The organism is Phreatobacter cathodiphilus (assembly GCF_003008515.1).
In the GTDB taxonomy this organism is placed as follows: domain Bacteria; phylum Pseudomonadota; class Alphaproteobacteria; order Rhizobiales; family Phreatobacteraceae; genus Phreatobacter; species Phreatobacter cathodiphilus.
The window spans coordinates 3,593,909-3,608,381 of sequence record NZ_CP027668.1 but is presented as its reverse complement, the minus strand read 5'-3'; the positions used below and the strand labels follow the sequence as shown (position 1 = coordinate 3,608,381).

Here is a 14,473-nt window from a genome sequence, read left to right as displayed (position 1 = left end):
CACTCCAGGACCAACGGAGCCGGACAGCGCCACCCGGCATGGCCGCATCAAAGCGCGAAATGGTTAATGGCTTGGAAATCCCGCTGTGGCTTGATGAGGGCAATGCCCCCCCACGGCCCGCCTCGCGAGCGCTGCGGAGAGGCGGATCGTGGGGGATGAGGGATCTTGGGGATCGCCTGGAGGGCCTTGATCGGGGAGCGGCGGGCGGCCCTGTCGCTCGTCGCGGCAGCGAGCCTGCGCGCGGCCACCGGACTCACGGCCGTGCCCGGCCGGCTGCGGGTCGCCCTCGGCGCCACCCCTGCGCCCGCCATCGTCCTGGTGCCGCAGGATCTGCGGACGGCCGATCCGGTGCGAGCCGACGAGCTGATCTCCGGCGTCTACGTCTTCGCCGGCCGCATCATCACCGACGCCGATCCCTTCGCCGCGAGGCCGCCCAACCGCGACTGGGCCGAGGCGCTGGCGGGCTTTTCCTGGCTGCGGCACCTGCGCGCCGCCGGCACGCCCGAGGCGGCCGAGGCCGCGCGGCGCCTCGTCTCCGGCTGGATGGAGGCAGAGGCGCGCGGCCGGTCACGGCCGTCCTCCGTCACCGTCGCGGCGGAGCGCGTGCGGGCCTGGATCGGCGCCTCGGGCCTGCTGCTCGCCGGCGCCGACCAGGTGTTCTACCGACGCTTCTCGCGGGCGCTGTGGCGTCAGGTCCGGCAGCTCGACTTCGCGATCGCCCGCCTGCCGCCCGGCGTCGGGCGGCTGGCGGTGCTGGTGGCGCTGGTCACGGCGGGCCTGTGCATGGAGGGCGAGGAGAGACTGGTGTCGCGCGCCTCCCGGCTGCTCGGCGAGGAGCTCGACCGCCAGATCCTGCCGGACGGCTGCCATGTCAGCCGCGATCCCGGCGTGCTGGTGGCGCTGGTGCTCGACCTTTTGCCGCTGCGCCAGCTCTTTCCGGCCCGCAACGCGACGCCGCCCGCGGCGATCCTGACGGCGGTGGACCGCATGATGCCGATGATCCGCTTCTTCCAGCACGGCGACGGCACGCTCGCCCGTTTCAACGGCATGGGCCAGACCGCCATCGACCAGGTGGCGACGGCGCTCGCCTATGACGAGACGCGCGGCCTCACGCCGGCTTCCGCGCCGCGCGGCGGCTACGAGCGGCTCGAAGCCGGCGGCACGGTCGCGCTGGTGGATTGCGGCCCGGCGCCGCCGCCCGGCTTCAGCGCCAGGGCCCATGCCGGCTGCCTCTCCTTCGAGCTGTCCTCCGGCCTCGAAACCATCGTCATCAATTGCGGCAGCCCCTCCTTGCAGCGCGCCACCTGGCGGATCCAGGCCCGCAAGACCGCCGCCCATTCGACCGTGACCGTCGCCGAGCGGTCGTCCATGACCCTCGGCCGGGGACTCTACACCGACGGCCTGGTCCTCTCCGGGCCGCGCGATGTCACCTGCCGCCGGCAGGACCTGACGCTGGAGGCGCGCCACGACGGCTATCTCGGCCGCGTCGGGGTGCGGCACGGCCGGCGGCTCGCCCTGTCGGCGGCCGGAGACCTGCTCGAGGGCGTCGACCGGATCGAGGGGGAGGACCGGTCCTATGTCCTGCGCTTCCACATCCATCCGGCGGTGACGCTGATCCCGACCGAGCATCCGCGCGCGGCGCTGCTGCGGCTGCCGAGCGGCGAGGGCTGGCGCTTCCTCGCCGACCAGCCGGTCCAGGTTGAGGAGAGCGTGGCGCTGGCGCTCGCCGAGGGGCCGCGCCGCACCATGCAGATCACCGTGGCGGTGGCCTCCTCCGCCGCGACGCCGGCGGTGTCCTGGTCCTTCCAGAAACTGGAGCGGCCGCGGCCGCCCCCGCGCGCCGAGGACGAGCCCGAACTGCCGCTCTGAGGGCGGTCGACGGCGCGCGAAAGCGGTTTCGGCGGCGGCCTGCGCGTGCTAGAGCGCGCGGCATTCCCCGCCTGTGCCGGAGCCGCCCGCCTTGTCGACCGTGAAGCCCATTGCCCGCGCCCTTCTGTCCGTCTCCGACAAGGAGGGGATCGTCGATTTCGCCCGCGACCTCGCAGGCCTCGGCGTGGCCCTCGTCTCCACCGGCGGCACCTACAAGACGCTTCGGGACGCCGGCCTCGCCGTCACCGAGGTCGCCGAACTCACCGGCTTTCCGGAGATGATGGACGGCCGGGTGAAGACGCTGCACCCGAAAGTGCACGGCGGGCTTCTCGCCATCCGCGGCAATGCCGAGCACGAGGCCGCGGCGAGCACCCACGGCATCCTGCCGATCGATCTGCTGGTGGTGAACCTCTATCCCTTCGAGGCGACGATCGCCCGCGGCGCCTCCTGGGACGACACGATCGAGAACATCGACATCGGCGGCCCGGCGATGATCCGCGCGGCGTCGAAGAACCACGACGCCGTGACGGTGGTGGTCGACGGTTCCGACTACGCCGCGGTGATCACGGCGATGAAGGCGAACGGCGGGGCGACGACCCTCGACCTGCGTCGCCGCCTCGCGGCCAAGGCCTATGCGCGCACCGCCGCCTATGACGCCGCCATCTCCAACTGGCTGTTCGACCAGCTCGACGAGACGGCGACGCCCTACCGCGCCTTCGGCGGCACGCTCGCCCAGGGCCTGCGCTATGGCGAGAACCCGCACCAGTGGGCGGCCTTCTACAAGACGCCCCAGGGCGCGACGCCGCGGCCGGGGGTGGCGACGATCCGCCAGCTCCAGGGCAAGGAGCTCTCCTACAACAACCTCAACGACACCGACGCGGCCTATGAGCTGGTCGGCGAGTTCGATCCCGCCCGCACGGCGGCGGTGGCCATCATCAAGCACGCCAACCCTTGCGGCGTCGCCGAGGGTCCCGATCTCCTGGCGGCCTACGAGAAGGCGCTGGCTTGCGATCCCGTTTCGGCCTTCGGCGGCATCGTGGCGCTGAACCGCACACTGGACGCGGAGGCGGCCCGGAAGATCGTCGAGATCTTCACCGAGGTGATCATCGCCCCCGATGCGACGGAAGAGGCGAAGGCCATCCTCGCGACCAAGAAGAACCTCAGGCTGCTGCTCGCCGGTGGCCTGCCCGATCCGAAGGCGCCGGGCATCACCGTCAAGACCGTGGCCGGCGGCCTCCTCGTCCAGTCGCGCGACAATGCGGTGGTCGATGCCATGGACCTCAAGGTAGTGACGAAGCGCGCGCCGACGGCGGAGGAGCTGACCGATCTCCGCTTTGCCTTCCGCGTCGCCAAGCACGTGAAGTCGAACACCATCGTCTATGCCAAGGCCGGCGCCACGGTCGGTATCGGCGCGGGACAGATGAGCCGTGTCGATTCGGCCCGCATCGCCGCCCGCAAGGCCGAGGACGCGGCGGAGGCCGGCGGCTGGACGACCCCGCTCACCAAGGGCTCCGTGGTCGCCTCCGACGCCTTCTTCCCCTTCGCCGACGGTCTCCTGGCCGCCGTCGAGGCGGGTGCCACCGCCGTCATCCAGCCGGGCGGGTCGATGCGCGACGCCGAGGTGATCGCGGCGGCGGACGAGGCGGGCCTCGCCATGGTCTTTACCGGGGTGCGCCACTTCCGCCACTGAGCACGCATCCCCACATCCGGCGCGGGCGATCAAGGGAGACCCTCATGCTGCTGTCCACCACGCCGACCCTCGAGGGCGGCCGGATCATCCGCTACAACGGCATCGTCACCGGCGAGGTCATTCTCGGCGCCAACATCTTCCGCGACCTCTTCGCCTCGATCCGCGACATCGTCGGCGGCCGGGCGGGCTCCTACGAGACGGTGCTGCGCGACGGCCGCAACACCGCCTTCCAGGAGATGATGGCGGAGGCCCAGCGGCTCGGCGCCAACGCCATCGTCGGCATCGACGTGGACTACGAGACCCTCGGCAAGTCGATGCTCATGGTCTCGGTCTCGGGCACCGCCGTGACGGTGGAGATGCTGATGGGCCAGCAGGCGCCGACCCAGCCCACCGGCTTCGGCGGCTCGGTGCCGCCCTGGGGCGGCCAGCGCTGACCGCCTCTTCACCCTCCCCTGGTGGGGGAGGGTCGGCCGAGCGCAGCGGGGACGGGTGGGGTGCAAGCCCCCTCCGGGCGTGCAGAACCTCAGGGCCTCTCGACCCGCACGAAGGACAGGACCGTCGCGCCGATCAGGAACATGACCGCCAGCATGCCGAGCCCGGCGCGCTGGTCGTTGAGGGCGAGGGTGACGACGCTCGCCAGGAACGGCCCGACGAAGGCGGTGACCTTGCCGGAGAGGGCGAAGAGGCCGAAGAACTGGCCGATCTGCTCGCGCGGGGCGAGGCGCACCAGCAGTGACCGCGAGGCCGCCTGCAGCGGCCCGGCCGCGGCGCCGATCAATCCGCCAAGGACGAGATAGACCTGCTCGGGCGCCGTGGCGAAGAGCCCGTCGCCGGGTGCGGGAACCGCCGTGCGGAAGATGAAGAAGACGTGGCCGGGCCCGATGAGGAGGATGGTGACGACGGCGAAGGTGAGGAAGCCTATGGAGCCGAGAATCACCGCCTTGGAGCCGAGCGTGTCGTCGAGGCGGCCACCGAGCAGGGCGCCGGCCGTGCCGGTGATGGTGAGGAGGATGCCGAAGAGGCCGATCTCGATGGTGGTCCAGCCGAAGACGCCGGCGGCATAGATGCCGCCGAGGGCGAAGAGCGCCACCAGCCCGTCCATGTAGATCATGTTGGCGACGAGGAAGGTGAGCACGTTGCCGTGCCGCCGCACCTCCTTCACCGTGCCCTTCAGGCTGGCGAAGCCGGAGCGCACCGCCGCCCCCATGCCCATGCGGGCGGGCACGTCGGGGGTGAAGAGGAAGAGCGGTACGACGAAGACGAGGAACCAGAGCGCCGTCAGCGGGCCGGCGGCGCGGTCGCCCTCGCGCTGGGCGGCGTCGAGACCGAAGAGCGGCTCGAGGCCGATGAGGGTGCGGCCGGTCTCCGGGCTGGCGACGAGGAAGCCCAGCATGAAGATCAGCGACATCATGCCCCCGACATAGCCGATGGCCCAGCCGAGGCCGGAGAGCCGGCCGATGCGCTCCGGCGGCACCAGGGTCGGCATCATCGAATTGTTGAAGACGGTGGCGAATTCGGCGCCGATCGTGGCGAGGACGAAGGCGACCAGCACGATGGCGATGGTCTCCGGCGCCCCGGGCCGGCCGAGCCAGAGCAGCGACGCACCCGCCACCAGCAGCAGGCCGAAGGCGGCGATCCAGGGCTTGCGCCGCCCGGAGGCGTCGGCGATCGCCCCCAGAACGGGAGAGAGCAGGGCGATGGCGACACCGGCGGCGCTGGTGGCGAAGCCCCACATGGCCTGCCCCTCCACCGGATTGGCGGCCACCGCGCTCGCGAAGAAGGGCGCGTAGACGAAGGTGTTGATCAGCGTGAAATAGGGCTGCGCCGCCCAGTCGAAGAGAACCCAGCCGGCAATGGCGGAGCGGGGGGCCGGCTTGGCGGCGGCCTCACCCGAGACGGTGAGCGGGGGGAGCATGACGGGGCCTTCGACGTATTCCGCGCCGGAGGGACTCAGGCGTCGCGGTTGTTTGCGGGGGCTGCACGCGATGCGGAAATCACAATCGGGAGAGGTATCACTCCGGCCAGCGGGAGAGACCCTCGGCGCCGTCGGCCGGGGTGCGGGCGACGTTGAGGACCATGGCGAGGAGCGAATAGATGCCGACCAGGGTCGGGATCTCCACCGCGCCCTGCTCGCCGTGACGGGCGACGATGCGGTTATAGGTGGTGTCGGACCAGCGCTTCGTCGCCAGCAACTCGGCCACGGCGTCGTAGATCAGCGCCTCGTCGGCGCTCATCCCGTCGGGCCGGCGGCCCTCGGCGACGGCGGCGAGGATCTCCTTCGACACGCCGGCCTTCTCCGCCTCCATGGCGTGGACCGACCATTCGAACTGCTGGGACCAGGAGCGCGCCACCTGGCAGATGGCGAGCTCCTTCAGGTTCTCGGAGAGGCAGGAGCCGTAGCGCAGGCGGCGGCCGAGCGCCTCCACGTCGATCATCACCTTCGGCGAGCGCATCAGCGGCGCATAGGGGCCGAAGGGCTCGACACCACGGCGACGGCGGAAATCGGCGGCGGCCTCTTCCTGCTCGGGCGTGTAGTCGGCGGGCGGGATGGGCGGCAGGCGATCGGGGGCGGCCATGGACGGGTCTCGCGTCGGTTGTTCTTATGGGGTCGCGCGGATGTGACCGACTCAGATCCGCAACCGGTTTCATCATGGCGGACGGCGGGCGCTTGCCAAGGGCCGCCGACGCGGGACGGCAGTGCGCCTTTCAGGGGATGGATCATTGGGATGATGGACATGGCTTACGGGAGGCGCCTCGTCGCCGCCGCGCTCCTGGCGCTGGCGCCCGCCGCCGGGCAGGCGCAGACGCCGCCCGCTGCACCGGCCGCTTGGCCGATCATCGCCGAGGCGGCGCGGGTGCATCCGGCGCTGGCGGCGAACGGCATGGTGGCGAGCCAGGAGGCGCGGGCGACCCGCGTCGGCGTCGAGATCCTGGAGCGCGGCGGCAATGCGGTGGACGCGGCGGTGGCGGTGGGCTTCGCGCTGGCGGTGACCCTGCCGCGGGCCGGCAATCTCGGCGGCGGCGGCTTCATGCTGGTGCATCTCGCCGAGCGGGGCGAGACGGTGGCCATCGACTACCGCGAGACGGCACCGGCGGCGGCGACGCCGACCATGTTCCTGGGGGCCGACGGCGAGCCGGACCCGCGCAAGTCCCGCGATTCCGGCCTCGCCGCCGGGGTGCCGGGAACCGTGGCGGGATTGGCGGAGGCCCATCGCCGCTGGGGGTCGGGCAGGCTCGGCCTCGCCGAACTGATCGCGCCGGCCATCCGCCTCGCCCGGGACGGCATTCCGGTCGACGAGGACCTGGCGGATTCGCTGCCTCGCGCGGCGGCGCGGCTCGGGCGCTTTCCCTCGTCGCGCCGCATCTTCCTCAAGGCCGACGGCAGCGCCCCCGGCCGCGGCGACCGGCTGGTGCAGGAGGATCTCGCCCGCTCGCTGGAGGCCATCGCCCAGCAGGGCCCGGCCGGCTTCTACGAGGGCGCGACGGCGGCGCGCATCGTCGCGGCGCTCGCCGCCCACGGCGGCATCATGACCCTGGAGGATTTCCGGGCCTACCGGCCGGTGATCCGCGAGGCGGTGCGCGGGACCTACAAGGGCTATGGCGTGGCCTCCATGCCGCCGCCCTCCTCGGGCGGGGTGCATCTGGTGCAGATGCTGAACCTGCTCGAGCCGATGGAGCTCGGGCGGCGCGGCCACAACAGCGCCGAGACGATCCATCTCATGGTGGAGGCGATGAAACTCGCCTATGCCGACCGGGCGCAGCATCTCGGCGATCCCGACAGCGTCGCGGTGCCGGTGCGCGGACTCATCGCCAAGGCCTATGCGCAGAAGCTTCGGCTGCGGATCGACCCGGAGCGGGCGCGCCCCTCCGCCGAGATCCGCGCCGGCGACCCGGCGCCGCACGAAGGCGAGCAGACGACGCATTTCTCGGTGGTCGACCGGTTCGGCAACGCCGTCTCCAACACCTATACGCTCAACTTCTCCTATGGCCTCGGCCTCGTCGCCGAGGGCACCGGCATCCTCCTCAACAATGAGATGGACGACTTCGCCGCCAAGGCCGGGGCGGTGAACGCCTTCGGTCTGGTGCAGGGCGCCGCCAATCTCCCCGGGCCGGGCAAGCGGCCGCTCTCCTCGATGACGCCGACCATCCTGTTCCGCGACGGCAAGGTGGCGATGGTGACGGGCTCGCCGGGGGGCAGCCGCATCATCACCATCACGCTGCAGACCATCCTCAACGTGGTCGACCACGGCATGAACATCGCCGAGGCGGTGGCGGCGCCGCGCATCCACCACCAGTGGCTGCCGGATGCGATCGACATGGAGGGCGGGCTGTCGCCGGATACGGTCCGGCTGCTGGAGGGGCGCGGCCACCGGATCGCGCCGCGCGGCGCCTTCGGCAACGTCAACGCCATCGTGGCGGTGCCGGGCGGCTGGGCCGGGGCGGCGGACACGCGCCAGCGCGGCACGCTGGCCGCGGGGCACTGACGGGCACCGGAGACCTGCACGCCCCACGCGCGTCCTTCGAGGCTCGGCCGCTGGCAGACCGGGTGCTCTGCATGACGCCAGTGCGTCCTTCGAGGCTCGCCGCCGGACGATGCTGACGCATCGCCGCCGCTCGCACCTCAGGATGAGGAGGGTCGTGAGTGGCACCGGGGCCGAATGACGCGAGAGCCCCGTGCCCTTCCACCGACGTGCGGTTCACCACCCTCCTCATCCTGAGGTGCGAGCCGGAGGGCGAGCCTCGAAGGACGCACTGGCTTCATGCAGGGCGAGCGATTCCGACCGGCGTCGGAACCCGCTCCCTCCTGCCACAACGCTGTCAGCAAGCTCCCTGCGACGAACCCCGGCGGCATTGACCGTAACGCTGGTTTGTTCTCATAATGTTCCAATGAACAAAGGCCGAACGATCCATGCTTTCGACGCCGGCACGCCCTCCGCGCTGAGGGTCTCCGGCCTCGCCGCGCGCTTCCATACCTGGCGCGGCGTCTCGGGACGGCGCTATCTCGCCACCGTCCATGCCGCTGCGACCGCGCCCGCCTATCCGGGCGCCGTCATCGTCCTCGCCCGCGCCGAGCCCGACGGCACGCGCGTGGCGCTGTGGGCCGGCCGCTCGCCGGCTTCGCCCGCGGCCCTTGCGCGCCTCGCCCAGATGAAGCGGGCCGGCGAGGTGCACATCCACCTCATCGCCGAGAGCGAGGCCGACCGCGCGGCGGCCGAGGCCGACCTCTGCACCGCCGCGCCCGAAGCCGCGGCGGGCCGGCGCTCGATGGTGGTTTCCTGAGCAGCCGGGATCAGCGGCGCACGGGGATGCGCGGCTCGCCCTCCACCTTCGCCCGTTTTCGCACGGCGGCCCGGCGCGAGAGCATGTTGAGGCCCTCCACCAGCGCCGAGAAGGCCATGGCGGCGTAGATGTAGCCCTTCGGCACCTTCACGCCGAAGCCCTCGGCGATCAGCGTCATGCCGATCATCATGAGGAAGGCGAGCGCCAGCATGACGATGGTCGGGTTGGCCTCGATGAAGTTCGCCAGCGGATCGGCGGCGAGCAGCATGACGGTGACGGCCACCACCACGGCGATGACCATGATGATGATCTCGTCGGTCATGCCGACGGCGGTGATGATCGAGTCCACCGAGAAGACGATGTCGAGCAGGATGATCTGCACGATGGCTGAGCCGAAATTGGCGATGACCACCGCGCCGGTGTCGGCCTCGTGCCCGCCGCTGGCGTCGACGTTGTGATGGATCTCCTTGGTCGCCTTCCACAAGAGGAACAGGCCGCCGGCGATGAGGATGATGTCGCGCCAGGAGAAGGCCTTGCCGAGCACGGAGAAGACCGGCTGGGTCAGCGAGACGATGATGGCGATGGTGCCGAGGAGCGCCAGGCGCATGATGAGCGCGAGACCGATGCCGATGCGGCGGGCCTTCTCGCGCTGCCCCTCGGGGAGCTTGTTGGTCAGGATCGAGATGAAGATGAGGTTGTCGATCCCGAGGATGACCTCCATGGCGATGAGGGTCGCGAGCGCGGCCCAGGCGGTCGGATCTGCGGCGAGCCTGACGATGTCTTCCACGGGGTGTCCTCGGGGCGTCGGAGAGAGGCGGTGCGGCCGGGGAGCCGCCGACATGGTAAGACGCTGCCGCTCATCACCGGTTCCCGGGGAGGGGCGAAGCTCCCCGCGATCTTTCGCCGCGGGGAGCCGGAGGCCGGTCAGGGCTTCAGGATGACCTTGCCCTGGGCCCTGCGGCTGGTCAGCTCGCCGAGCGCCTCGGCGATCTTCTCCAGCGGGAAGGTGCCGTGGACGTGGAGCGACAGCTTGCCCTCGGCGGTCCAGCGGGCGACCTGCATGAGGTTCTCGCGGTTCTTCTCCGGCTCCTTCTGGGTGAAGGCCCCCCAGAAGACGCCGCGGATGTCGCAGCCCTTGAGCAGGGTGAGGTTGAGCGGGATCTTCGGAATCTCGCCGCCGGCGAAGCCGATGACGAGGAAACGGCCCTCCCAGGCGATGGCGCGCAGCGCCGGTTCGGCCAGCTTGTCGCCCACGGGATCGTAGATGACGTCCGGCCCCTTGCCGCCGGTCAGCGCCCTCAGGCCCTCCTTGAGGTCGTGGGTGGCGTAGTTCAGCGTCTCGTCGGCGCCGTGGGCGCGGCAGAAGGCGAGCTTCTCGTCGGAGGAGGCGCAGGCGATGACGCGGGCCCCCATGGCCTTGCCGAGCTCGATCGCCGCGAGGCCGACGCCGCCGGCGGCGCCGAGAACCGCGAGGGTTTCGCCGGGCTTCAACTGGGCGCGGTCCTTCAGGGCGTGGATCGTGGTGCCGTAGGTGATGATCATGCCGGCGGCCTGCTCGTCCGACAGGCCATCGGGGATCGGGGCGAGGGCCGCCGCCTTGACGACGATGTGGGTGCGCGCCGCGCCGTGGGAGATGTTGCCGAGCACCCGGTCGCCGACCTTCAGGCCGGTGACGCCCTCGCCCAGGCTCTCGACGCGGCCGGCGAATTCCGAGCCCGGCGAGAAGGGCAGGTCGGGCTTCACCTGATACTTGTTCTGGATGATCAGATTGTCGAAGAAGTTGAGGCCGACGGCCGTCACCCGCACCACCGCCTCGCCGGGGCCGGCCACCGGATCGGGGAGGTCCTCGACGACGAGGCTCTCGGGCGGCCCGTAGGCCTTGCACAGGACGGCTTTCATGTCGGCTCTCTCCAGGGAACGGGGCGCCAAGGCTTCGGTGCGGCCCGGCGTGGAGTCAATCCGGCCGAAGGAAGGGAGGGTCGAATCCGGTCGCACGACGCGAGACAAGGCGTCAGACCATGGCAGGCGGCCACGAACGCGACTTCTGATTGCCTCATTCGGTGCTATCCTAGGGTATCATGACGCCCATGCGCATCGACAGCGCGCCCGGTCTGGCGCCCGGAACCAAGGCCTCTCCGCGGCCTTCGCTGCTCCGCGCGGTGCTGCGCCCGTCCTTCATCCTGCCGGCCGTCGTTGCCGCCTGCGCCCTCGGCCTCGGCGCCGGTTTCATCGCCTTCGCCGAAACCGCCACCCGCCCCTACGATCCCGACAGTCCGCGCACCGAGGCGATCGTGGCGATGACGGGGGGCAGCTACCGGGTCAGCGACGCGGTGACGCTGCTCAGCGCCGGCCATGGCCGGCGGCTCCTGATCAGCGGCGTCAATCCGATGGTGCGGGAGCGCGAGCTCGCCCGTGCCGTGCCGGCGGCCTCCCCGCTCATGGCCTGCTGCATCGATCTCGACCACCGGGCCCTGAACACCCGCGGCAATGCCATCGAGACCGCCAAGTGGACGCGGCTGCATGCCTTCCGGTCGCTGCTGGTGGTGACCTCGAGCTACCACATGCCACGCACCATGCTGGAGCTGCAGCGGCTGATGCCGGACGTCAGGCTCGTCGCCTTCCCCGTGCAGACGGGAGCGCTGAATCCGCAGCGATGGTGGAAAGACGCGGCGAGCGTGAAGATTCTCGGCTTCGAATATGCCAAGTACCTGATGGCGGCGGTGGGGCTGCGGCTGGATCGGGCGACCGCCGATCCGCCGGTTCCCCCGCTGCGCACCGCCCGCACCTGAACCGCCGGACCGGGCGGCAAGGATCCGCCCGATGCTCCATCTGCGTTCTCTGCTCTTCAACGTCTTCTTCTACCTCTGGACCGCCCTCCTCGTCCTCATCCTGGTGCCGACGCTCCTCTGGCCGAACGACCGGCCGATCCTCGCCATCGGCGACCTCTGGGGCCGAGGCAACCTCTGGGCGCTGCGCGTCATCTGCGGCATGACCGTGGAGTGGCGCGGCATGGAGAAGATCCCGGACGGGCCGATCCTCGTCGCCGCCAAGCACCAGTCGGCCTGGGAGACCTTCGCCTTCTTCGTGCCCTTCCCGCGGCCGGCCTATATCTACAAGCGCGAGCTCGCCTATGTGCCGCTGTTCGGCTGGTTGATCTGGAAGGCCCGGCAGATCCCCGTGGACCGGGGGCGCAAGGCCGAGGCGCTGGCCTCCATCACCGCCGGCGCAAAGAAGGCGGCGGCGATCGGCCGGCAGGTGATGATCTTCCCGGAAGGCACGCGGCGGCCGGTGGGCGCGCCGCCGGACTACAAGTTCGGCGTCGCCCATCTCTACCGGACGCTCGGCCTGCCCTGCCAGCCGGTGGCGCTGAACTCCGGCATGTTCTGGAGCCGCAAGTCCTTTACCCGCCGTCCCGGCACCGTGCTGGTCGAATTCCTCGATCCCATCCCGCCCGGCCTGCCGCCGGCCGACTTCGCGGCGAGGCTGGAGGCGGAGATCGAAGGCGCGACCAACCGGCTGATCGCCGAATCGCGGGCGCGCGGCGAGGGCGAATAGCCGTCCTCAGCCCTGGGGCCGGAAGAAGTTGTAGACCGCCTGGGCGGTGGCGGCGTTGATGCCGGGGGCGCGCTGAAGGTCCTCCAGGCTCGCCCGCTCGATGGCCTTCAGCGTGCCGAAATGGTTGAGCAGGGCGCGCTTGCGAGCGGGACCGATGCCGCCGATCTCGGCGAGGCCGGCGGAGCGGATGTCCTTCTTGCGGCGGCCGCGATGGGTGCCGATGGCGAAGCGGTGGGCCTCGTCGCGCAGGCGCTGGACGAAGTAGAGCACGGGATCGCGCGGCTCCAGGCGGAAGGGTTCGCGGCCGGTCATGTGGAAGGTCTCGCGGCCGGCCTCGCGGTCGCGGCCCTTGGCGATGCCGACGAGCGGCACGTCGGCGATGCCGAGATGGTCGAGAATGGCGCGGGCGGCGGCGAGCTGGCCGGGGCCGCCGTCGATGATGACGAGATCGGGCCAGGAGCCGTCGGCCTCCGCCTCTTCCGCCGGGGTGTCGGCAGCAACCTCCCCTTCGGCGGGCTCGCCGGCGCGGGGTGCGTCCTTCAGGAGGCGCTTGAAGCGGCGCTCCAGCACCTCGCGCATCATGCCGAAATCGTCACCGGGGGCGATGTCCGACTTGATGTTGAAGGTGCGGTAGTCGCGGCGGCGGAATCCCTCGGGGCCGGCGACGATCATGCCGCCGACGGCATTCGAGCCCATGATGTGGGAGTTGTCGTAGACCTCGATGCGGCGGGGCGGGGCCGGCAGGCCGAAGGCCTCGGCGAGGCCCTGGAGGAGCTTGAGCTGCGAGGCGCTCTCGGCGAGCTGGCGGCCCAGCGCCTCGCGGGCGTTCTGGGCGGCGTGGTCGACGAGGTCCTTCTTCTCGCCGCGGCGGGGCACCTGCACCTCCACCCGGCGGCCCGCCAGGGCGGAGAGCGCGTCGGCGAGAACCGGCTGGTCCTCCACCTCGTGGGAGAGCAGGACCAGGCCGGGCGGCGGCTTGTCGTCGTAGAACTGGGCGACGAAGGAGGCGAGCACCTCCCCCGCCTCCAGCGAGCGGTCGGCCTTGGGGTAATAGGCGCGGTTGCCCCAGTTCTGGCCGGTGCGGAAGAAGAAGACCTGAATACAGGTCTGGCCCCCCTCCTGCACGGCCGCGAAGACGTCGGCCTCCTCGACGCCGCGGGGGTTGATGCCCTGCGTCGCCTGGACGGCGGAGAGCGCGGCGAGGCGGTCGCGATAGACGGCGGCGCGCTCGAACTCCATGGCCTCGGCCGCCTCCTCCATCTGGCGCGCGAGGAGCTGCTTCACCGCCTGGCTGCGGCCGGAGAGGAAGAGCTTGGCCTCCTTCACCAGCGCCTCGTAGTCGGGAGCGGCGACCTCGCCGGTGCAGGGACCGGCGCAGCGCTTGATCTGGAAGAGCAGGCAGGGCCGCGTGCGGCTCTCGAAGACCGCGTCGGAACAGGAGCGCACCAGGAAGGCGCGCTCCAGCGCGTTGATGGTGCGCCCCACCGCCCAGGCCGAGGCGAAGGGGCCGAAATAGTCGCCCTTGGCGACGCGGGCGCCGCGGTGCTTGGCGATGCGCGGCGCCGGGTGGTCGGCGGTGATGAGGATATAGGGGAAGGACTTGTCGTCCCGCATCAGCACGTTGAAGCGCGGGCGGAGCTGCTTGATGAGATTGGCCTCGAGCAGCAGCGCTTCGGTCTCGGTCTTGGTCGAGACGAATTCCATCGCCGTCGTGGCGGCGACCATGCGGGCGATGCGGGTGACGAGGCCGGTGGGGCGGGCATAGGAGATCACCCGCTTGGCGATGGACTTCGCCTTGCCGACATAGAGCACCTCGCCCTTGGCGCCGATCATCCGGTAGACGCCGGGCCCCTTGGGCGCGTGTTTCACCGCCGCCTTGATCACCTCCATCCCGGCGGCGACGGTGCCCTCGGCAGGCGCCTCCTCCTCCTCCGCCGCGAGGTCGAGGACGGGAGCATCGGCCTCGTCGGCGGCGGCGGCCTCGGGGTCGCGCAGGTCGGGATCGATGTTGGTGCGGCCGGAGCGGATCATGACGGGCGATATATAGGCGATCGCCGCGTCCGGCATCTGGCATCAGCG

At 71.1% G+C, this 14,473-nt stretch carries 12 protein-coding genes; 7 read left to right on the top strand and 5 right to left on the bottom strand.

The window, feature by feature from the left end; genetic code table 11:
- The first annotated feature begins 165 nt into the window (after window positions 1-165).
- The 3 genes from C6569_RS17275 (at window position 166) to C6569_RS17265 (ending at window position 3,993) form a co-directional block, all read left to right on the top strand.
- Window positions 166-1,869: a heparinase II/III family protein gene (locus tag C6569_RS17275; RefSeq protein ID WP_146144834.1), complete on the top strand. Its 1,704-nt coding sequence runs from the start codon at window positions 166-168 to the stop codon at window positions 1,867-1,869.
- Between the two features lie 91 nt (window positions 1,870-1,960).
- Window positions 1,961-3,559 (top strand): bifunctional phosphoribosylaminoimidazolecarboxamide formyltransferase/IMP cyclohydrolase, encoded by a 1,599-nt coding sequence (gene purH / locus C6569_RS17270; protein WP_106750040.1) that lies wholly within the window; start codon window positions 1,961-1,963, stop codon window positions 3,557-3,559.
- A gap of 44 nt (window positions 3,560-3,603) precedes the next feature.
- A complete protein-coding gene (locus C6569_RS17265) occupies window positions 3,604-3,993 on the top strand; it encodes a heavy metal-binding domain-containing protein (protein WP_106750039.1) in 390 nt (129 codons plus the stop codon).
- An 89-nt stretch (window positions 3,994-4,082) separates the two neighbouring features.
- Here C6569_RS17265 and C6569_RS17260 read toward each other — a convergent pair whose 3' ends face one another.
- Window positions 4,083-5,474 carry an MFS transporter gene (locus C6569_RS17260; RefSeq protein WP_106750038.1) on the bottom strand — a complete coding sequence of 464 codons (1,392 nt, stop codon included), beginning with the start codon at window positions 5,472-5,474 and terminating at the stop codon, window positions 4,083-4,085.
- Window positions 5,475-5,571: 97 nt separating this feature from the next.
- Entirely contained in the window at window positions 5,572-6,135 is a 564-nt protein-coding gene (locus C6569_RS17255; RefSeq protein WP_106750037.1) for a carboxymuconolactone decarboxylase family protein, read from the bottom strand.
- 159 nt (window positions 6,136-6,294) lie between these two features.
- Between C6569_RS17255 and ggt the strand changes: the two genes are divergently transcribed.
- Window positions 6,295-8,043 (top strand): gamma-glutamyltransferase, encoded by a 1,749-nt coding sequence (gene ggt, locus C6569_RS17250; protein WP_245898137.1) that lies wholly within the window; start codon window positions 6,295-6,297, stop codon window positions 8,041-8,043.
- Window positions 8,044-8,446: 403 nt separating this feature from the next.
- Window positions 8,447-8,839 (top strand): hypothetical protein, encoded by a 393-nt coding sequence (locus tag C6569_RS17245; RefSeq protein ID WP_106750035.1) that lies wholly within the window; start codon window positions 8,447-8,449, stop codon window positions 8,837-8,839.
- Window positions 8,840-8,849: 10 nt separating this feature from the next.
- Here the strand turns inward: C6569_RS17245 and C6569_RS17240 are convergent, their stop codons facing one another.
- Together C6569_RS17240 and C6569_RS17235 are read right to left on the bottom strand one after the other, a co-directional pair.
- Window positions 8,850-9,626 (bottom strand): TerC family protein, encoded by a 777-nt coding sequence (locus tag C6569_RS17240; protein ID WP_106750034.1) that lies wholly within the window; start codon window positions 9,624-9,626, stop codon window positions 8,850-8,852.
- Window positions 9,627-9,763: 137 nt separating this feature from the next.
- Window positions 9,764-10,738, bottom strand: coding sequence for an NADPH:quinone oxidoreductase family protein (locus tag C6569_RS17235; RefSeq protein WP_106750033.1), 975 nt, complete (start codon window positions 10,736-10,738; stop codon window positions 9,764-9,766).
- 188 nt (window positions 10,739-10,926) lie between these two features.
- Here C6569_RS17235 and C6569_RS17230 point away from each other — a divergent pair, with 188 nt between their 5' ends.
- Both C6569_RS17230 and C6569_RS17225 read left to right on the top strand, forming a co-directional pair.
- Entirely contained in the window at window positions 10,927-11,628 is a 702-nt protein-coding gene (locus C6569_RS17230; RefSeq protein WP_181313799.1) for a YdcF family protein, read from the top strand.
- 31 nt (window positions 11,629-11,659) lie between these two features.
- Complete coding sequence (locus C6569_RS17225) at window positions 11,660-12,394, top strand: lysophospholipid acyltransferase family protein (RefSeq protein ID WP_106750031.1); 735 nt, start codon at window positions 11,660-11,662, stop codon at window positions 12,392-12,394.
- A 6-nt stretch (window positions 12,395-12,400) separates the two neighbouring features.
- Here C6569_RS17225 and uvrC read toward each other — a convergent pair whose 3' ends face one another.
- Window positions 12,401-14,461: an excinuclease ABC subunit UvrC gene (gene uvrC, locus C6569_RS17220; RefSeq protein WP_425440682.1), complete on the bottom strand. Its 2,061-nt coding sequence runs from the start codon at window positions 14,459-14,461 to the stop codon at window positions 12,401-12,403.
- Window positions 14,462-14,473: the final 12 nt, after the last annotated feature.